Origin of the sequence: Pseudarthrobacter sp. CC12, assembly GCF_039907755.1 — a bacterium.
In the GTDB taxonomy this organism is placed as follows: Bacteria; Actinomycetota; Actinomycetes; order Actinomycetales; family Micrococcaceae; genus Arthrobacter; species Arthrobacter niigatensis.
Map to the genome: position 1 here is coordinate 32231 of NZ_JARDJH010000007.1, position 18656 is coordinate 50886.

At 67.8% G+C, this 18656-nt stretch carries 19 protein-coding genes; 13 read left to right on the forward strand and 6 right to left on the reverse strand.

Features of this window, described 5'->3' with window-relative positions:
• Positions 1 to 3: 3 nt before the first annotated feature.
• Both PV772_RS07770 and nucS read right to left on the reverse strand, forming a co-directional pair.
• Positions 4 to 207, reverse strand: coding sequence for a cold-shock protein (locus tag PV772_RS07770; RefSeq protein ID WP_011692441.1), 204 nt, complete (start codon positions 205 to 207; stop codon positions 4 to 6).
• 307 nt (positions 208 to 514) lie between these two features.
• Positions 515 to 1210 carry an endonuclease NucS gene (nucS, locus tag PV772_RS07775; RefSeq protein ID WP_141160063.1) on the reverse strand — a complete coding sequence of 232 codons (696 nt, stop codon included), beginning with the start codon at positions 1208 to 1210 and terminating at the stop codon, positions 515 to 517.
• 118 nt (positions 1211 to 1328) lie between these two features.
• Here nucS and PV772_RS07780 point away from each other — a divergent pair, with 118 nt between their 5' ends.
• Together PV772_RS07780 and PV772_RS07785 are read left to right on the forward strand one after the other, a co-directional pair.
• Entirely contained in the window at positions 1329 to 1682 is a 354-nt protein-coding gene (locus tag PV772_RS07780) for an ATP/GTP-binding protein (RefSeq protein ID WP_141181823.1), read from the forward strand.
• A 45-nt stretch (positions 1683 to 1727) separates the two neighbouring features.
• Positions 1728 to 2525, forward strand: a complete 798-nt coding sequence (locus PV772_RS07785; RefSeq protein ID WP_347885807.1) for an alpha/beta fold hydrolase — start codon at positions 1728 to 1730, stop codon at positions 2523 to 2525.
• 10 nt (positions 2526 to 2535) lie between these two features.
• Here PV772_RS07785 and PV772_RS07790 read toward each other — a convergent pair whose 3' ends face one another.
• Entirely contained in the window at positions 2536 to 3849 is a 1314-nt protein-coding gene (locus PV772_RS07790) for an AI-2E family transporter (protein ID WP_141160066.1), read from the reverse strand.
• A gap of 234 nt (positions 3850 to 4083) precedes the next feature.
• Here PV772_RS07790 and PV772_RS07795 point away from each other — a divergent pair, with 234 nt between their 5' ends.
• The 4 genes from PV772_RS07795 to PV772_RS07810 are packed head-to-tail and all read left to right on the forward strand — an operon-like array spanning position 4084 to position 8212.
• The gene (locus PV772_RS07795; protein WP_347885851.1) at positions 4084 to 5751 is read left to right on the forward strand and encodes a hypothetical protein; all 1668 of its coding nucleotides are present in this window, start codon (positions 4084 to 4086) and stop codon (positions 5749 to 5751) included.
• A 51-nt stretch (positions 5752 to 5802) separates the two neighbouring features.
• A complete protein-coding gene (locus tag PV772_RS07800; RefSeq protein ID WP_347885808.1) occupies positions 5803 to 6807 on the forward strand; it encodes a tetratricopeptide repeat protein in 1005 nt (334 codons plus the stop codon).
• Positions 6807 to 7904, forward strand: coding sequence for an NADH:flavin oxidoreductase/NADH oxidase (locus tag PV772_RS07805; RefSeq protein WP_141181820.1), 1098 nt, complete (start codon positions 6807 to 6809; stop codon positions 7902 to 7904). Before PV772_RS07800 ends, PV772_RS07805 begins: the two co-directional genes overlap by 1 nt.
• Before the next feature lie 29 nt (positions 7905 to 7933).
• Entirely contained in the window at positions 7934 to 8212 is a 279-nt protein-coding gene (locus tag PV772_RS07810) for a DUF3253 domain-containing protein (RefSeq protein WP_307357615.1), read from the forward strand.
• Between the two features lie 10 nt (positions 8213 to 8222).
• Here the strand turns inward: PV772_RS07810 and PV772_RS07815 are convergent, their stop codons facing one another.
• Complete coding sequence (locus tag PV772_RS07815) at positions 8223 to 10097, reverse strand: Na+/H+ antiporter (RefSeq protein WP_141181819.1); 1875 nt, start codon at positions 10095 to 10097, stop codon at positions 8223 to 8225.
• A gap of 51 nt (positions 10098 to 10148) precedes the next feature.
• Here PV772_RS07815 and PV772_RS07820 point away from each other — a divergent pair, with 51 nt between their 5' ends.
• From PV772_RS07820 to PV772_RS07840, 5 genes are all read left to right on the forward strand, one after another.
• Positions 10149 to 10943, forward strand: coding sequence for an ABC transporter ATP-binding protein (locus PV772_RS07820; protein ID WP_347885809.1), 795 nt, complete (start codon positions 10149 to 10151; stop codon positions 10941 to 10943).
• Positions 10925 to 12496: a transporter gene (locus tag PV772_RS07825; RefSeq protein WP_307357622.1), complete on the forward strand. Its 1572-nt coding sequence runs from the start codon at positions 10925 to 10927 to the stop codon at positions 12494 to 12496. Before PV772_RS07820 ends, PV772_RS07825 begins: the two co-directional genes overlap by 19 nt.
• Positions 12497 to 12517: 21 nt before the next feature.
• Positions 12518 to 13297 carry a glucosamine-6-phosphate deaminase gene (gene nagB, locus PV772_RS07830; protein WP_141160073.1) on the forward strand — a complete coding sequence of 260 codons (780 nt, stop codon included), beginning with the start codon at positions 12518 to 12520 and terminating at the stop codon, positions 13295 to 13297.
• Positions 13298 to 13405: 108 nt separating this feature from the next.
• Positions 13406 to 13744, forward strand: a complete 339-nt coding sequence (locus PV772_RS07835; RefSeq protein ID WP_110541018.1) for a DUF3039 domain-containing protein — start codon at positions 13406 to 13408, stop codon at positions 13742 to 13744.
• Positions 13744 to 15519 carry a DEAD/DEAH box helicase gene (locus tag PV772_RS07840; RefSeq protein WP_347885810.1) on the forward strand — a complete coding sequence of 592 codons (1776 nt, stop codon included), beginning with the start codon at positions 13744 to 13746 and terminating at the stop codon, positions 15517 to 15519. The genes PV772_RS07835 and PV772_RS07840 overlap by 1 nt, the downstream gene beginning before the upstream one ends.
• 18 nt (positions 15520 to 15537) lie before the next feature.
• Here the strand turns inward: PV772_RS07840 and PV772_RS07845 are convergent, their stop codons facing one another.
• Both PV772_RS07845 and PV772_RS07850 read right to left on the reverse strand, forming a co-directional pair.
• On the reverse strand, positions 15538 to 16170 hold the full coding sequence (locus PV772_RS07845) for an isochorismatase family protein (RefSeq protein WP_141160075.1): 633 nt from the start codon (positions 16168 to 16170) through the stop codon (positions 15538 to 15540).
• Positions 16170 to 17498 carry a nicotinate phosphoribosyltransferase gene (locus PV772_RS07850; protein ID WP_307357627.1) on the reverse strand — a complete coding sequence of 443 codons (1329 nt, stop codon included), beginning with the start codon at positions 17496 to 17498 and terminating at the stop codon, positions 16170 to 16172. The genes PV772_RS07845 and PV772_RS07850 overlap by 1 nt, the downstream gene beginning before the upstream one ends.
• A gap of 156 nt (positions 17499 to 17654) precedes the next feature.
• Between PV772_RS07850 and clpS the strand changes: the two genes are divergently transcribed.
• Together clpS and PV772_RS07860 are read left to right on the forward strand one after the other, a co-directional pair.
• Entirely contained in the window at positions 17655 to 18038 is a 384-nt protein-coding gene (gene clpS / locus PV772_RS07855) for an ATP-dependent Clp protease adapter ClpS (protein ID WP_141160077.1), read from the forward strand.
• Entirely contained in the window at positions 18031 to 18597 is a 567-nt protein-coding gene (locus tag PV772_RS07860) for a DUF2017 domain-containing protein (protein ID WP_141160078.1), read from the forward strand. The genes clpS and PV772_RS07860 overlap by 8 nt, the downstream gene beginning before the upstream one ends.
• Positions 18598 to 18656 lie beyond the last annotated feature (59 nt).

Consider the following 18656-nt stretch of genomic DNA (forward strand, 5'->3'; position numbering starts at 1 on the left):
CTGCTAGACCAGCGTCACGCCGGTAGCCTGGGGACCCTTGGCGCCCTGGCCGATTTCGAACTGAACGCGCTGGTTCTCGTCGAGGGTCTTGAAGCCGCCGGTCTGGATCTCGGAGTAGTGAACGAAGACATCGCCATCGGAGTCGTCCGGGGTGATGAAGCCGAAGCCCTTTTCAGCGTTGAACCACTTGACGGTTCCCTGTGCCATTTATTTCTCCTCATTGTGGAACTTTTTAAGACCAACACACCGCGTGCCGGCCTTGGTCACTCCGCGAGAAGAATCCTGGTTTGCCTTTTCCGGGAAGGATCCGGCGTTGCAGGAGCTTCGCGCTCGCAACATGTCTTGCGAGCATGAAAAACACCTACACAAAGACTGAGACAAGAATTTCATGCCCGTTCCCGCAGGTCAACGGCCCGGCCGGTAAAAAGGAGAAAATTTGGGTAAAAAGCAGGTGACACGGAAGATACCTTCATACAAGCGCCAATTAGGTGCCCAAAGCAACAAAGGTGAATTCCTAGAAGAGCCTGGATTCGCTGTCGTCCACCCCGCGCATGGCGTCATAGTCCAGGGTGATGCAGTCGATCCCCCGGTCGTTGGCAAGGACCTTTGCCTGTGGCTTGATCTGCTGCGCGGCGAAGATTCCGCGGACAGGTGCCAGCAGGGGGTCGCGGTTGAGCAGTTCCAGGTACCGGGTCAGCTGCTCCACGCCGTCGATGTCGCCGCGGCGCTTGAGTTCGATGGCAACGGTGGCGCCGTCTGCGTCCCGGGCCAGGATGTCCACGGGGCCGATCGCCGTAAAGTACTCGCGCCTGATCAGGGAGTAGCCCTGGCCCAGCGTTTCAATCTGTTCGGCCAGCAGCCGCTGCAGGTCCGCTTCCACGCCGTCCTTGATCAGCCCGGGGTCAACGCCGAGGTCGTGGGAGGACTCGCTGACCTTCTCGTGGATGTTGATGATCAGCCGGTCGTCGGTCTTGGCGGACTGCACGGTCCACTGCTCCACCACGCCCAGTTCCAGGTCCACTTCGTCGGGGGACGAGACGCGCAGCGTCGCCGGCGGGCTCATCCAGTTCAGCGGCTTGTAGGAGCCGCCGTCGGAATGCACCAGCACGGACCCGTCCGCCTTCACCAGCAGGAGCCGGGTGGCCAGGGGGAGATGGGCCTTGAGCCGGCCAACGTAATCAACGGAGCAATGGGCTATGACGAGTCGCACGCCGTACAGACTATCGCGTGGACCAGGCGGGCCGTGCCCGACGGCGGACGGCCTGGTGGTGCGGCGGGGGACCTGCGGCGCGGCGTGGGCGGGGGATCCGCTGGGGCAGAATGGATATATGCCGCGTTCCAACCGTCCCCGCCGTCCTGCTTCCGGCAAGGGCCCCGTTTCGGGCCGCGGTGCAGGGCGGAAGGGGAATGCGGACGTTCCCGAGCTGGACCTTGAACGCGCACGCGCCGGCATCGCCCGGCGTGAAAGCGCCCCCGACGGCGAGTGGATGGTCCGGACCATGACCGCCAAGAACGCCGAGAAGACCTACATCTGCCCGGAATGCTCCACGGCCGTCCTGCCCGGTGTTGCGCACCTGGTGGTGTGGAAGGACGACCACCTCTTTGGGGCGGCTGCCGGCCTGGCGGAACGGCGGCACTGGCACACCAACTGCTGGATGACGCGCAGCTACCGCTACCGCTGACCCGCGCGGGGCTGGACGGGCTCCGCTGTCGCTAAGCTGGCAGGCATGACTTTTGATCCGGCGTCGTACCAGTTCACCCAAACCCAAGGGCCCGCGCCCATCCGTGCCTCCACGGTCCTGCCTGCCCGGCGCGAGAACATCGAGCTGCAGACGGAGGATGGCCACACGCTCGTGGGGGAGCTGGCGCTGCCGGAATCGGGCCCGGTCAGGGCCACGCTGATCACACTCCACCCCCTGCCCACCCACGGCGGCTTCATGGATTCCCATGTGTACCGCAAGGCCTCCTACCGGCTGCCGGCGCTGGCGGGCGTTGCTGTGCTGCGCTTCAACACCAGGGGCACCGCCTCGCCCCGCGGCACCAGCACCGGCACCTTCGAGGAAGGGGTGGGGGAGCGCCATGACGTGGAGGCCGCCGTCCGCTTCGCCGTCGAACGGGGCCTGCCCAACCGCTGGCTGGTGGGTTGGTCCTTTGGGACCGAACTGGCCCTGATGTACGGGGCCGTGGAGCCGGTAGCCGGCCAGATCGAAGGCGCCATACTGCTGTCGCCCCCGCTGCACCGCGCCACGGACAAGCACCTGCAGCTCTGGGCGGAGTCCGGCAAGCCCCTCACCGTCCTGGTCCCCGAGCATGACGATTTCCTCCAGCCGGCCGAAGCCGCCGAACGCTTCCGCCTGGTCCCGCAGGCCCGCGTGGAGGGGGTGGCCGGGGCCAAGCACCTCTGGGTGGGGGAGAAGTACGCGGCCCGGGTCCTGAACGACATCGTGGCCCAGGTGGTACCGGGTCACGCCGGAACAGGACTGCCGCACGAATGGGACGGACCGGCGGCAACCGCCGGCGCGTGACGTCCCGGGCCTAGTGCTGGTCCTGCCGGACGATGTAGATCTCGCGGACCAGCAGCAGCACGGCGGCCGCGGTGGGGATGGCGATCAGGGCGCCGAGCACGCCCAGCAGGCTGCCGCCGGCGATAACGGAAATGACCGCCACGGCGCCGGGGACTGCCACGGCCTTCTGCATGATGCGCGGTGAGATGAAGTAGGCCTCGAACTGCAGGTAGGCGAAGTAGCAGACAGCATATATGGCCGCCACCTGCCAGCCCTCGGTGAGGGACACGAGGGTCACCACGATGCCTGCGATCATCCCGCCCACGAGAGGGATGAAAGCCAGGAGGACGACCACGAACGCCAGGAGCAGGGCGAATGGAATGCCCACGATGGACATCACCACGAAGGCGAAGGTGGCGTTGAGCAGGGCAACGCAGGCCTGGCCGATCACGTAGTTTCCCACCGACCGGGTGATCTCCTCGGACAGGGCGGCCACCCGCTTCCGCCGGGACCGCGGAGCCAGGCGGTAGCCCCACTTCTTCATCGCCGGCAGGGCGGCCAGGAAGTACAGGCTCAGCACCAGGACGATCAGGGCCCCGAAGAGGCTGTTGGCCACGGTGGAACCGAAGCCCAGCACCCCGCCGAAAATACCACCCATCGCTGCGGGGTCGTTGACGAACTTGTTCAGTTCCTCGGTGATGCGGTCGCGTACGCCGAACTGGTCGTCAAGGCTGCGGAAGAGGTCGGAATCCATGAAGTTGCGTACCCAGTCCGGCGCCTGCCGCACAATCTCGGAGACCTGTTCCACGATGGTGGGAATGAGGGTGGCGAAGAAACCGACGACGGCGCCCATCAGGACCGCCACCGAGACCAGGATTCCGGCCGGCCGGGGGATCTTCCGGCCTTCGAGCCAGCCAACCACCGGCTCCAGGCCCAGTGCTATGAACAGCGCAGCCACGATCCACAGCAGCAGCTGCGTCGTGTGGGAACCGATCCAGTAGACCAACAGCGCCAGGCCCACGCCCACGGTACCCATGAACCCCATATACAGCGGGTGCTGGGGTGACATCCGGGGTCCCGGATGGCCGAACTGCGGCTCCTCGCCGCCGTCGTGGTCCTCCTCCGGAACCTGTCCGGTATATTCCGGCGGCATTTCAAACCGCAGCCGGGGCTGCGCGCCGGGCAGCGGCTGCCGGAGCCTGCGGACCACGTGGCCAAGGGCTGCAGCGGCTGAGCCACCACGGCGTGCGGCCATGCCCAGCGGAGGAACGGCGGCAGGGACAGGGCCCCTGGGATCCCCTGGATTTCCGGCTGCAGCCGAGGACGGGTCCGTCTTGTCAGTCAATGGTTTTGGGGGCCTGTTCCGTGCGTGGCACCGCCTGCGCGGGCCGGTGTGATGATCATCGCAAACACTATCAGCAGGCTTGCCACCGCGAGCCGAAGGCGCCTCCCGGGCACCGGCGGTGCCGGGCGGACGCAGGCCTAAAAGGGCTCCCTGATAACAGAAAGGTTACTATTGAAGGTAAACCCCCGCTGATGATAGGTGTTTCCCTTGCGTTTAAAGACTGCAGCCGCACTTGTGCTGCTCGGCCTCCTGACACTTTTGGCCGGTATCGGCCAGAGAACCATCTGGGCTCCCTCCGAGACGTTTACGGCTTCCGCGCCGGCCGGCGCCGCCGCGGCGCCGCTGACAGTGATCGACCAGAAGCTGCGCACCCTGCACGGCGGCACGGTCAAGATCAACATCCAGGGTGACGGGAACTTCCTGCTGGCCTCCGGCCGGCCGGACGACGTCGACGCCTGGGTGGGCAAGACAGCCCATAACACCATTAACGGGGTTTCCGAGGACGGGAAGTCCCTCTCGGTTGAGCACGCCGACGGCGAAGGCACTGCCCCCAACCCCGCGGGCTCGGACCTTTGGGTATCGAGCGAAAACGCCAGCGGCGAGCTGGAGTACACCTGGACGCCGCCCGCGGACGGCGACTGGAGCCTCCTCCTGGCGGCCGACGGCACCAAACCGGCGCCGGCCAACATCTCCATGACCTTCCCCAATGACACGTCCACCCCGTGGGCTGTTCCGCTGATGGTCATCGGCAGCATCCTGATCCTGGGCGGAATCGTCCTGGCGCTGCTTTCTGGCCGCCGGAAGGACGGCGAAGGCGGCGACTCCGGTTTCGCCCGCCGTGCCCGGGCCCGGAAGGCCCAAGGCCAGGCCCCGTCGTCGTCCTCTTCCTCCAGGGTCACCATGGTGGCCGCTGGTGTGGCGGCAGCCGTGCTGGCCGGATCCGGCGCCGCCGCCCAGGCGGCCAGCCCCAGCCCGCAGCCCTCGGGCAGTGCCTCATCGCCGGCCAAGGAAGCATCCGGCTCACCGGTCCTGCTGGACGCCCAGTTCCGCCGGATCCTCGAGCAGGTCTCCAGCGCCACCGACGCCGGTGACGCGGCCAAGGACGCCGCCAAGCTCACGGACCGGGTTGCCGGCCCGGAACTGGAAGTCCGCACCCAGAACTACAAGATCCGCTCCCAGGTGGCATCCTATGAGCCCCGCATGCCCGTCCGCTCCACCAAGCTTCTGACGACGGTGGTCACCAGCGGCCGTGACTGGCCGCGTTCGGTGCTGGCCGTGACCCAGGGCGACGGCAATGTTGTGCCCCAAATCCTGACGCTGGTCCAGCAGTCTCCGCGTGAGAACTACAAGCTCATGGAAACCACGCCCCTTCAACCGGGCACCACCTTCCCCAACATCAGCCGCGGGGGCACCGAAACCCTGGCCGCCTCGGACAAGTCCGGGCTGCTCTACAGCGGTGAGGAAGCCATGTCAGGCCTCGCCGACCGGCTCACGTCCGCGGACTCGCCGTTCAAGGACAAGCTCACAGAGGGCGAATCCTCCCCGTACATCGCCGACACCCTTTCCTACCAGGCAGAGGTGGTCAAGGCCGGCGAAAACGGCAACTTCTCCTTCACCCACAAGGTGGTCCCCGAGAGCACCGTGGTCTTCCGGACGTCCGACGGCGGTGCGCTGGTCCTGGGCCGGATCAACTTCGGCTTCGAAGGCACTCCGAAGGCTGCCGGTGACAAGCTCAGCATCGGTGACGACGCCGCAGCCCTGGCCGGCGGCAAGGAAACCACTACCGGCATGGTGTTGAACTTTGCCGAATCGATGGCCGTGTACGTTCCCCCGGCGGGATCGACGGACCCGATGAAGCTCGTTGCCGCCACCCGCGGCCTGGTCGGCGCCAGCTTCAAGTAGCGCCCGGCTGCAGTACCCCCGGCAGCGGCCGGAGTGGCTAGAGTGGGAAACATGAGTTCGCCAGCTTCCCGCCCAGTCCCTCCTGCCGCTGCCAACCTGCTTAACCTGCGCGGCGCCGTCGACCTTTCCGCTCTGAAGCGTCCCGCTGCCCCTGCCGGCCCGCCTGCCCAGGGAAACGCGCCGTCCGGGCCTGCGGCCCCAGCCCAGGACGGCCAGCAGGGCGGACCGGCAGGCGGACCCGAACTCAAGGTCGACGTCACCGAAGCCAATTTCCAGCAGCTGGTGGAACTGTCCGCGCAGGTTCCGGTGATCTTCGCCCTGTGGGCGCCCTACTCGCCGGAGTCCAGAAAAATGGTGGACACCCTGGACCGCGTCGTGGCCAGCTACGGCGGCCGCCTGGTCCTGGGTGCAGCCGACATCGAAGCCTTTCCGCAGCTTGCCCAGGCCTTCCAGGTGCAGGCCGTCCCCACTGCGGTCGCGGTCCTCAAAGGGCAGCCCGTGCCGCTGTTCCAGGGGGCAGTGGAGGAGCAGCAGGTACGCAGCCTCTTCGACGAACTCCTTAAGGTGGCTGCCGCCAACGGGGTCACCGGCAGCCTCGACGCCGGCGGACCCGCCGACCAGGAGCCCGCACCGCTGCCGCCGCTGCACCAGGCAGCCTACGACGCCATCGAAGCCGGCAACTACGCGGGCGCCGCCGAAGCCTACCGCCAGGCGCTCAAGGAAATGCCGTCCGACCATGAAGCCAAGGCAGGGCTGGCCCAGGTGGAGCTGATGGACCGGCTGCAGTCCGTCTCGGCCCAGGACAGCGAAGCGCTGCGTACCCTGGCGGCGGAGGAGCCGGACAACCTGGGCGCGCAGCTTGGCGTGGCGGACCTGGACGTGGCCGGCGGCCATGTGGAGGATGCGCTGAACCGGCTGGTGTCCTTCATCGGCCGGAACTTCGGCCCGGAGCGTGAAACTGCACGCGTCCGGCTGCTGGAACTCTTCGAGGTAGTAGGCGCCGGCGACGAACGCGTGGCCAAGGCACGCCAGGCGCTGGCCCGGGTGCTGTTCTAGTGCCGGCCCTGTTCCAGCCGCTGGCGCTGAGGTCCCTGGAGCTGCAGCACCGGGGTTGGGTTTCGCCCATGTGCCAGTACAGCTGTGATCCCGACGACGCCCCAGGGGTCCCCAACGACTGGCACCTGGTGCATCTGGGCGGCTTCGCCGTGGGCGGCGCCGCGATGATCCTCACGGAGGCCGCGGCGGTGAACGCCGAGGGCCGGATCAGCCCCCGCGACGCGGGCCTGTACAGCGATGAGCAGGCAGCTGCCTGGCAGCGGATCATCTCCTTCGTCCACCGCAACGGTACCGCCGGCACCAAAATCGGTGTCCAGTTGGCGCACGCCGGCCGGAAGGCCTCCACCTACTGGCCGTTTTCCGGCAAGCACGGCAGCGTACCCGCCTCCGATGGCGGGTGGGACACGGTGGGGCCTTCCACCACATCCTTCGAGGGCTACGCGGCTCCTGCCGCCATGACTGTGGAACAGATCCACGGCGTCATCGCCGATTTTGCTGCCGCCGCGGAGCGGGCCGTTAACGCTGGCTTTGACACCATGGAGATCCACGGGGCACACGGGTACCTCCTGCACCAGTTCCAGAGCCCCCTGATCAACCAGCGCGACGATGAATGGGGCGGGGACGAGGCCGGCCGCAACCGGCTGATGCTGGCCGTTGTCGATGCCGTCCGCGCCGTGATTCCAGATTCCATGCCGCTGCTGCTTCGGATCTCGGCCACCGACTGGGCGGCGGGCGGAGTGGACCCGGCTGCGTCGGTCCGGCTGGCCCGCGAGGCGGCAGCGCACGGGGTGGACCTGGTGGATGTCTCCAGCGGCGGGGCGGTGGCCCACCAGCAGATCAAGCCGGGCCTGGGCTACCAGACCGGGTTCTCCGCCGCCATCCGCCGGGAGGCAGGAATCGCCACCGGCACGGTTGGCCTGGTGACCACCCCCGGACAGGCGGAGCATGCCATTGCCACCGGGCAGGCCGACGGCGTCTTCATTGCCCGGGCCGCGCTCCGCGATCCGCACTGGTGGCTCCGGGCCGCGTTCGAACTGGGGCACGACTTGGCCTGGCCGCCCCAGTACGAGCGGGCCATCCCGCGGCGAACGTTCTGAGCCGGATCTTCTGGGAACGGAGCCTAGGCGTGGCGCACACTGGCGGGAACGACCCGCACACCCCGGTTGACCGGCAGTTGGAGGCGAAAATCCTCGAACTGCTGGCCGCCCGGGCGGCAACGTCCACCATCTGCCCGTCCGATGCTGCCAGGGCCGTGGGCGGCGAGGACTGGCGGCGGCTCATGGACCCGGCCCGGGAAGCCGCTCGGCGCCTGGTTGACGCGGGCCAGGTCCACATCACGCAGGGAGGGTCCGTGGTGGATCCTGCCACGGCAAAGGGGCCGATCCGCATTCGGAAGGCGCTGTGAAGCCGTGTGGTCAGCCGAGCAGGTCATCGACGTAGCACCAGCGCCATTCTTCGCCGGGTTCGATGCTGCGCATGACGGGGTGGCCGGTTTCCTTGAAGTGGCGGCTGGCGTGCCGTCCCGCGGAGGAGTCACAACAGCCGACGTGTCCGCACGCCAGGCACATGCGCAGATGCACCGGTGTTGTGCCCTCCCGCTCGCAGCCTGCACACGCCGGGTTGTCGGGACGCGGTGAGGGCATGGCTGCGGTCAAGTGGTCGCAGGCTCCGCCCGGCTGGGACAGCCCCTCGCCGCCCCCGGCGGCGGCTGAGTCCAGTTCATTGAGGGAAGCGTCGAGCATGGATTCCTCAACGTCCAGCCGTTCAAGGACTTCGCTGAGGACCTCGTGGGCATAGTCCCCGCCGCGCCGCAGCTCCAGTACCTTGTCCCGTTCGGCTTCCAGCATGGCCATCCGCAACTGGGCGTAGCGCTGGCTGGGGGTCGCTGCCTCGGCCGCGGGCCGGCCCAGCCGCTCCCAGGCAGCCAGTCCCCGCTCCTGGGTCCGCCGCCGCAGCATGTCCATCACTTCGGGCGGATCGCTGTCACGCCGGAGCTGCTCCAGCCGCTCCATTCCCGCAGCGGTGGCCAGCTGCATGAGGGAAGCCTGGTTGAGCGCATCCTCGCGCCTGTCCGGCCCGGGCAGACCCAGGGCGCGCACCAGGGCCGGCAACGTAAAGCCCTGCAGCACCAGGGTGCCGCCCACCACCACCATGGCGGCCAGCACCAGCACATTCCGGTGCTCCAGGTCACCGGGCAGCGTCAGGACGGCGGCAAGAGTAACCACCCCGCGCATGCCTGCCCAGGACACGATGGCAGGAAACTGCCAGGGCGGCGCGGGGTCCTTCCGCTGCACAGCGGGAATCAGGCGGGGGAGGTAGGTCGAGGGAAACACCCAGAGCGGGCGCAGCACCAGCACGGCCAGCAGGATCACCGCGCAGCCGAGCCACACCCGGCCGGCCCCCAGCGAGTCATCCTGGACGCTGTCGACGATGGTCCGCACCTGCAGGCCGATCAGGAGGAACACGGCGTTCTCCAGCAGGAACTGGACGGTGTCCCAGTTGCTCCGGGCGCTTTGCCGCGCGGCGCCGTTGGGCATGGACGGCGCCTTGGTGCCCATCACCAGGCCGGTGACGACGACGGCGAGCACGCCGGATGCGTGGATGGCCTCGGCCGGGAGGAAGGCCACGAAGGGGGCCATCAGCGATGTTGAGGTGTTGATGGCCACGTTGCTGATCCGTTTCCGGATTTCGGTCAGGATGTAGGCCGCGGCAAGGCCCACCACGAGCCCGCCGCCGGCCGCCAGCACGAAGCCGCCGGCCACGTCCAGCGCGGACACGGAGCCGGCGATCGCGGCCACGGCAGCCCGCAGGCACACCAGCGCCGTTGCGTCATTGACCAACGATTCGCCCTCAAGGATGTTCACGATCCTGCGGGGCATGCCCACCCGCCGCGCGATTGCGGTGGCCGCCACGGCGTCCGGGGGAGCCACCACCGCGCCCAGCGCAATGGCGGCGGGCAGCGGGATTTCCGGAAACAGCCACCACACCACCAGCCCGACCCCCAAGGTGCCGAAAATGACGTAGCCCACGGACAGGAGCCCGATGGAGCGCCGGTTCGACGTGAAGTCAAAGAGCGAGGTCCGGAACGCGGCGGCGTAGAGCAGCGGAGGCAGCAGGCCAACCAGGACCAGTTCGGGATTGAGTTCAACCGGCGGAATGAACGGCAGGAACGAACCCGCCACCCCGGCCAGGACCAAAAGCAGGGGAACCGGGAGATTGAGCTTCCGTCCCACCGCACTGCCGGCACACACCACCGCAACGATTACCAGCAGGCCCAACGCGATGTCCATGACGATAGTCTCCCACCCCCGCTGCGCCGGTCCGCGGGCTAGGCTGGCATCATGACTGCCCCGATCCCTGAACAGCCGCCGTCTTCCGGCCCCGTACCGGCCCTTTCCATCCGCGGGTTGGCTAAGCGGTTTGGCGGCAAGATCGCGGTGGACGGCATCAGCCTGGACGTCCCGGCCGGTTCGTTCTTTGGCATCGTGGGCCCCAACGGTGCGGGCAAGACCACCACGCTGTCCATGGCCACCGGCCTGTTGCGGCCGGACTTCGGCACTGCCGTGGTGCACGGCGTCGACGTCTGGCAGCACCCCCTTGAAGCCAAGCGGCTCATGGGAATCCTGCCCGACGGCGTGCGGCTCTTCGACCGGCTGACGGGCGAGCAGCTGATTACGTATGCCGGCCTGCTGCGCGGCATGGATAAGGCCGTCGTGGCAGCGAGGGTGGGGGAGCTGTTGGCCGCCATGGACCTCAGCCAGGATGCGGGCACGCTGGTGGTGGACTACTCGGCGGGCATGACCAAGAAAATTGCCCTGGCCTCCGCCCTGATCCACGCCCCGCGCCTCCTGGTCCTGGACGAGCCCTTCGAAGCGGTCGATCCCGTCTCTGCGGCGAACATCCGTTCCATCCTGGACCGGTACGTGGACTCCGGCGGCACGGTCATCGTATCCAGCCACGTGATGGACCTGGTCCAGCGGATGTGCGACCACGTCGCGGTGGTGGCCAAAGGCCGGCTGCTGGCAGCAGGCACCGTGGATGAGGTGCGCGCCGGCGCCTCGCTCGAGGACCGCTTCGTACAGCTGGTCGGCGGCCACAGCCACACGGAAGGGCTGGAATGGTTGCGCACCTTTTAAGGCTCAAGCTCACGCTGCTCCGGAACGGACTCCGTCGCAGCCCCTGGCAGCTGGTGGGCATGGCCATCGCCGGACTCTATGCGCTGGGGGTGGTGGCGACGCTGGTCATGGCCCTGGTCCTGCTGCGCACCGCCGGGCCGGTCACCGCACACACCGCGGTAGTCCTGGGCGGCTCAGCCGCCGTCCTGGGCTGGGCAGTGGTTCCGGTGGTGGCATCGGCCACGGACATGACCCTCGACCCGGCCCGCTTTACCACCTTCGCCATCCCCATGAAGCAGATGCTCGCCGGACTGGCCCTCGGCGGACTGATTGGCATCCCCGGCCTGGCCACCACGGTGGTGTCACTGGCCACCGTGGTGACCTGGTCCCGCGGCGCGCTTCCGGCGCTCGCAGCCCTCGCCGGCGCGTGCCTGGGCGTCATGACGTGCATTGTGCTGGCCAAGGTGGTCACCACGGCAACAGCGAGCCTGGCCGCGTCCAGGCGCTTCAAGGACATCAGCGCCCTCGCGTTCATGGTTCCGCTGGTCCTGCTGGGTCCCATCGTGGCGGGGGTTGGCCGCGGCATCTCCGGGTCCACGGGGTTCCTGCCGGACTTCGCCCGTGCCCTGTCCTGGACGCCGCTTGGGGCGCCCTGGTCGCTGGCCGGCGACATCGCGTCGGGCCGGCCCGCCGAGGCCGCAGTGAAGCTGGTGGTGTCGGTGGCCGTCCTCGGGGCCCTGGCCTGGTGCTGGAAGCTGCTGCTCGAGCGGGCACTTGTCACCCCGCCCTACGCCGGCGCCGGGAAGCGGAGGGGCGGCAGGCTTGGTCTGTTCGGCGTGCTGCCGGCCACCCCCGCCGGCGCCGTCATGGCAAGGTCCCTGACTTACTGGTTCCGGGACCCCCGGTACTCGGGCTCCCTGGTGGTCATCCCGCTGCTTCCGGTGGTGCTGGCGTTCCAGGGGGCCCAGACCGGCAGCTACGGCAGCCTGGCGTTCCTGGCCCCGGTGTCCGCCTTCATCCTGGCCTGGTCCATCTCCGCAGATGTCTCCTATGACAACACCGCCTTCGCACTGCACCTGGCCACGGGCGTCCGGGGGGTGGCGGACCGGTTGGGCCGGGCACTGGCGTGCATGACCTTCGCGCTGCCCGTCGTGCTGGTGTTCTCGGTGGGGTATGCCGCCTTTGCCCGCAACTGGACGGGGCTGCCCGGCCAGTTGGGGTTCAGCCTGGGGATTCTCTTTACCGGCCTGGGGCTGTCCTCGGTGGTGTCGGCCCGGTACACGGTCACCGTCCCCTTGCCGGGCGACAGCCCGTTCAAGAAGCCCCCGGGCAATGTGGGGCAGACTTTGGCCGTGCAGTTCGTGGGAATGCTGGTGCTGATGGTCCTGGTCCTGCCGGAGGCTGCGCTGCTGGTGGCACAGGCAGTCACGGGAAACGCCCTGTTCGGCTGGCTCAATCTGGCGGTGGGAACCCTGCTGGGCCTGGTCCTTTTCCTGTCCGGTGTCCGGCTTGGCGGCAGGTGGCTTGATGCCCGCGGACCCGAGCTCCTGGCACAGGTAACCGTCAACCGCTGACAGTTCCAGGAAGGGAACAGCATGGAAGTCGTGATCCTCGGCGGCAGCCGGCAGATTGGAAGGCTTGCGGCCGACGCCGTCGAACAGCTGGTCCGCCGCAAGCCGGACGCTGTCCTTGGCCTGGCCACCGGTTCCTCGCCCCTGCCGGTGTATGACGAACTGGCGGCCCGGCACGGGCAGGGCCTGGATTTCAGCCAGGCATCGGCATTCGCGCTGGATGAATATGTAGGCCTCCCCGCCGGCCACCCGGCGTCCTACCGCGAGGTGGTCCGCCGGGAGTTCACCAACCGCGTGAACATCGCTCCGGAGAACGTCCACGTGCCTGACGGGACTGCCGCAGACATCCCTGCTGCCTGCGCCGCCTACGAAGAGGCCATGGCCGCTGCCGGCGGCATCGACCTGCAGCTGCTGGGCGTTGGCACCGACGGCCATATCGGGTTCAACGAACCGTGCTCGTCCTTCGCGTCACGGACCCGGATCAAGAGCCTGATCGAACAGACACGCCGGGACAACGCCAGGTTCTTCGACAACCTGGGTGGGGTGCCGCACCACGTCATCACCCAGGGACTGGGCACTATTATGGCGGCGCGCCACGTGATCCTCCTCGCCACGGGCGCGCAAAAGGCCCAGGCCGTCCGCGATTTGGTGGAGGGGCCGGTGGCCGCCATCTGTCCCGCCTCGGTGCTGCAATTCCACCCGCACGCCACCATCCTGCTGGACGAAGCGGCCGCCTCGGCGCTGAAACTCGCTGATTTCTACCGCCATACGTATGAGAACAAGCCGGCCTGGCAGGGTCTGTAGCTTGTCCTGCGGGGCACCGGCCGGCTGTAAAAAAGTACGACGACGGCCGGTTCCGGACCCCGGCGCGGGCGTGCCGCCGTCGAACGCCCGGCCGGCGGAAAGGCTAAGATGGATGCCATGACTAGCATGACGGACCCTCTCGAAAACGACCCGATGCGCGAGCTTTCCGGGGCTGGAACGTCCACGGCCACCATTGAGCGCGAGGAACTGCGCCAGGAGGTGGAGCCGGGCGACCGGGAGCGCTTTGCCCACTATGTGCGCAAGGAAAAGATCATGGAGTCCGCGATGACCGGCGAACCCGTCATCGCCCTGTGCGGCAAGGTCTGGACGCCGGGCAGGGACCCGCAGAAGTTCCCGGTCTGCCCGGAGTGCAAGGAAGTCTATGAGGGCCTCCGGCCGGGCAACGACGGCGGGAAGGGTCCGGGAGACTCGGGCAACAACAAGTAGTGACGGAGACGCTCTTTGGCGGCCCCACCCTGCCTCCGGCATACCCGGAACGTGCAGCCTGGGGAACCGCCCCGAAACTCCGTGCCTGGCAGCAGGAAGCCCTTGACCTCTACCTGCAGAACAGCCCCCGCGACTTCCTCGCCGTGGCCACCCCGGGTGCAGGCAAGACGACGTTCGCGCTGCGGATCGCCTCCACCCTGATCGATTCCGGTGCCGTTAACCGGGTGACCATCGTGGCACCCACGGACCACCTGAAGCGCCAGTGGGCCGATGCGGCCGCCAAGGTGGGGATCGCCATCGACCCCAACTTCAAGAACTCCGACGGCCAGCACGGCCGCGGCTTCATCGGGGTCGCCGTCACCTATGCCCAGGTGGCCAGCAAACCCCTGCTGCACCGTGCCAAGACCGAGGCCGCCCGAACCTTGGTGATCCTGGATGAAATCCACCACGGCGGCGAGGCACTGTCCTGGGGCGATGGCCTGCGCGAGGCGTTCGACCCCGCGGTGCGCCGGCTGTCCCTGACCGGTACGCCGTTCCGATCGGACACCTCGCCCATCCCGTTCGTGGAGTACGCCGAGGACCGTGACGGCATCCGGCGCTCCAAGGCCGACTACACCTATGGCTACGGCAACGCCCTCCGGGACCACGTGGTGCGGCCCGTGATGTTCATGGCCTACTCCGGCCGGATGCGCTGGCGTACCAGCGCGGGTGAGGAAATGGCTGCCTCCCTGGGTGAGGCCGCCGTCACCAAGGACATCACCAGCCACGCGTGGCGGACTGCGTTGAACCCGGCGGGGGAGTGGATTCCCGCCGTCCTGGCCGGTGCGGACAAGCGGCTCAGCGAAGTCCGGCGCACCGTACCGGATGCCGGTGGCCTGGTCATCGCCACGGACCATGAGGACGCGCGTGCCTATGCCGGGCAGCTGAAGAGGATCACCGGCGAATCGCCCACCGTCATCCTCTCCGACGATGCCAAGGCGTCCAGCAAGATCGAGGACTTTTCGGCCGGCGACAAGCGCTGGATGGTTGCGGTCCGCATGGTGTCCGAAGGCGTTGACGTGCCCCGGCTTTCCGTGGGTGTCTACGCCACCTCAACATCCACGCCGCTGTTCTTTGCCCAGGCCGTGGGGCGCTTCGTGCGTGCCCGCAAAAGGGGCGAAACGGCGTCGGTCTTCCTGCCGTCCGTACCGCAGCTGATGGCGCTGGCCAACTCCATGGAGATGGAACGGGACCACGCGCTGGACCGGCCCGAGAAGGAAGACGGCGACGGCCTCTTCAACCCCGAGGACTCGCTGATGGCCGAGGCCAACCGTGAGGACAAGGCCTCGGACAGCCTGACCAAGGGCAAGTTCGAGGCGCTGGACTCCCAGGCGTCCTTTGACCGCGTGTTGTTCGACGGCGGCGAGTTCGGCACCGGCGGTGAAGTGGGGTCCGACGACGAGCTGGACTTCCTGGGGATCCCGGGCCTCCTCGACGCTGAGCAGGTGGGGACGCTGCTGCGCCAGCGCCAGCACGAGCAGCTGAACCGGAAGAACCGGAAGGCCCCGGCAGCCCAGCAGGTTCCGGCCGTCCCTGACCACCGGATGCTGATGGACCTGCGCAACGAACTGGCCAAGAATGTGGCCGCCTGGTCTGCCCGGACCGGGACCCCGCACGGAGTGGTGCACACCAAGCTCCGCACTGTCTGCGGCGGACCCCCGGTGGCCCAGGCCAACGAGGAGCAGCTGAAGTCGCGGCTGCGCAAGCTCCAGGACTGGTTCGTGGGCCGCAAGTAGCGGCCGCACTCGCAGGAATCAGGCGATGTCCGCCCCGCCGAGCTCCATTTCGGCGACGGCGTCCTCCAGGTCCTCGGCGATGCCGGCGGTGAGCGACCGCACCACGGTGACGCCGTAGCCGGCCTGGACGGCATCGAGGGCGGTGGCCTTCACGCAGTAGTCGGTGGCGATGCCCACCACCACCACGTCCTCCACGTCGTGGCTTTGCAGCCAGTCGTCGAGGCCAATGGCGTCCTCGTCAGTTTCCAGTGCTGCCGCGGCGCCGGGCAGGCCGCCTGCCTGGCGTTCGCCGGTGGGAACTGCGTCCTCCGGTGCCAGCAGGCCCTCGAAGCCCGAGTAGGCGGCCGCGAACTGTCCTTTCCGGAAGTAGGCGTCCACGTATTCGGTGTCCAGGTCCGGGTGGAGGTCGGCGCCGCGGGTGCCCGCCACGCAGTGCCGGGGCCAGCTGTCCCGGTAGTCGGGCGTGTCGGAAAAGTGGCTGCCCGGATCGATGTGCCAGTCCTGGGTCGCCACCACGTGGTCGAATTCGGTGTGGTGGGCGTCCAGGTATTCGCTGATGGCACCGGCAACCGCGGCACCGCCGGGAACGGCGAGTGAACCGCCCTCGCAGAAATCGTTCTGCACGTCCACGATGATCAGGGCGCGGGACATCAGTGCTCCTCGTAAATGGTGGGAATCGCGGCCTCGCCGCGCTGCAGGCGGTTGACCACCGGGGGCAGCTCCGCCATGGTGTCTGCGTGCCGCTGCCGTGCGCGCAGTACACCTTCGTGGCCGGTCCAGCCCGGGAGCAGTTCGCCGTTCTTCATGAACTGCTGCAGCAGCGGACGGTCATTGCCGTCATCCTCCGGCCGGTGGCCCACGCCCACCACCTCGGCGGTGGCCCGGCCGCGTTCGTCCAGCTTCCGGAGGGCATATTTGCGGCCGCCCACGCTGGCTTTGTTCTTGGCCGCCTTCGCCACGGAGACGAAGTTTCCGTCGTCGTCGGCGCGGCTGACCAGCTTGTAGACCATGCTGGCGGTGGGGGCGCCGGAACCTGTGACCAGCGACGTGCCCACGCCGTAGGAGTCCACGGGGGCCGACTGCAGGGCTGCGATGGCGTATTCGTCCAGGTCCGAGGTCACCACGATCTTGGTGTGCTCGTTGCCGAGGTCGTCCAGGAGCCGGCGCACCCACTGTGCCTGCGCCACCAGGTCACCTGAGTCCAGCCGGACGCCGCCCAGGCTGGGCCCTGCCAGCTCGACGGCCGTGCGGACGGCCTTCTCGACGTCGTAGGTATCCACCAGGAGGGACGTGCCTGCGCCCAGGGAGGCAATCTGGGCCTCGAAGGCCTCCCGTTCGGTATCGTGCAGCAGCGTGAAGGAATGGGCGGCGGTGCCTACCGTCTTCACGCCATAGCGGATGCCCGCTTCCAGGTTGGAGGTGCTGTCAAAACCGGCAATGATCGCCGCGCGCGCTGAGGCGGTGGCCGCTTCTTCATGCGTGCGCCGGGAGCCCATCTCGATACAGGGGCGGCCGCCCGCAGCGGTGACCATCCGGGAGGCGGCGGAGGCGATGGCGGTGTCGTGGTTGAGCACTGACAGCAGGTAGGTCTCCAGCATGCAGGCTTCGGCGAACGAGGCCTCCACCACCAGGATGGGGGAGTTGGGGAAGTACGCGTCGCCCTCGGCGTAGCCCCAGATATCGCCGGAAAACCTGTAGTTGGCCAGGTACTCCAGGGTCTCCCGGTTGACCACGTTGGTGCGTTCCAGGAACTCCAGTTCCGCCTCGCCGAAACGGAAATTCGCGATGCCTTCCAGCAGGCGACCGGTGCCGGCCACGATGCCGTAGCGCCGGCCGTCCGGCAGGCGCCGCGCAAACGCCTCGAACACGGACCTGCGGTGGGCCGCCCCGGAATGGAGGGACGCCTGCAGCATGGTCAGCTCGTAGTGGTCGGTGTAAAAGGACGTGCGGGGATGGTCCCAGCCGGCTGAGGTGCTCACGAAAGTCACTCTAGTCCCCGACGGCTCCCGCGTCTCGCTTCGCTTCGCCGTGGGTCCCTCGCCGTCGTGGGCCCACCCGACGGCTCCCGCGTCTCGCTTCGCTTCGCCGTGGGTCCCTCGCCGTCGTGGGCCCCAACCCCCACATAGAATGGACAGATGACCATAAGCGTTGCGCCCGGCCCTGATACACAGGAGGGCATCCGGACCGGCACAGCAGAGTCCACCGACTCCCTGACCGCGCCGGACATCCCCTGGAACCTGGTGATCTGGAACGATCCCGTCAATTTGATGAGCTACGTCAGCTACATCTTCCAAAGCTACTTTGGCTATTCGGAAAGCAAAGCCAACAAGCTCATGATGGAGGTCCACAAGAAGGGCCGGTCCATCGTTGCCTCCGGCAGCAAGGAACAGGTGGAGCGCCACGCCGTGGCCATGCACGGGTTTGGGCTCTGGGCAACCGTGGAAAAAGCCAGCGGCGGAACCGGTGGCAAGTCCGGCAAGTCCGGCGGTCCGGGCCAGGGTAAGGGGAAACGTGGCTAAGGCATTCAAATACGGGCTCAAAGGCATCACCGGTTTCCTGGAACCTGCCGAACGGGACCTGCTGCGCAGCCTCATCGATGACGTCATCTCCATGCTCCAGCCGGAGGACCGCACCGGGCAGGACCCGCTGGCAGCCCTCATTGGCCTGGACATGGACGTGGCCGAGCCCACCGACCGTGCCGTCCGGCGGCTGCTGCCCAACGTGGCGAAGGACGACGGCGCCGCGTCCCTTGAGTTCCGCCAGCTCACCGAGCGGTCACTGCGGGAAACAAAGATCGGTGCGTTGCGCGCTGCGGCCCTGGACCTGGACAAAGACGAGATCGTGCTGACGCCCGAAGGGGCAAAGCACTGGTCCATGGCGCTGAACGACGTCCGCCTTGTGCTGGCGGAGCGGCTGGACATCAGGGACGAGGCCGACGCCGAGCACGTCCACCGCATGCAGGACTGGTCCCAGGCCGAGGATGTGGAGAGCTACCTGGCGCTGGTATACAACTTCACCACCTGGCTGCAGGAATCCCTGGTCCAGGCCATGCTGCAGTCCATGGAATCCCACCGGTGAGCCATGGCGGCCAGGGGGAGGCCGTTCCTGTGACACAGGAGACACGAGTCGCTGGACAC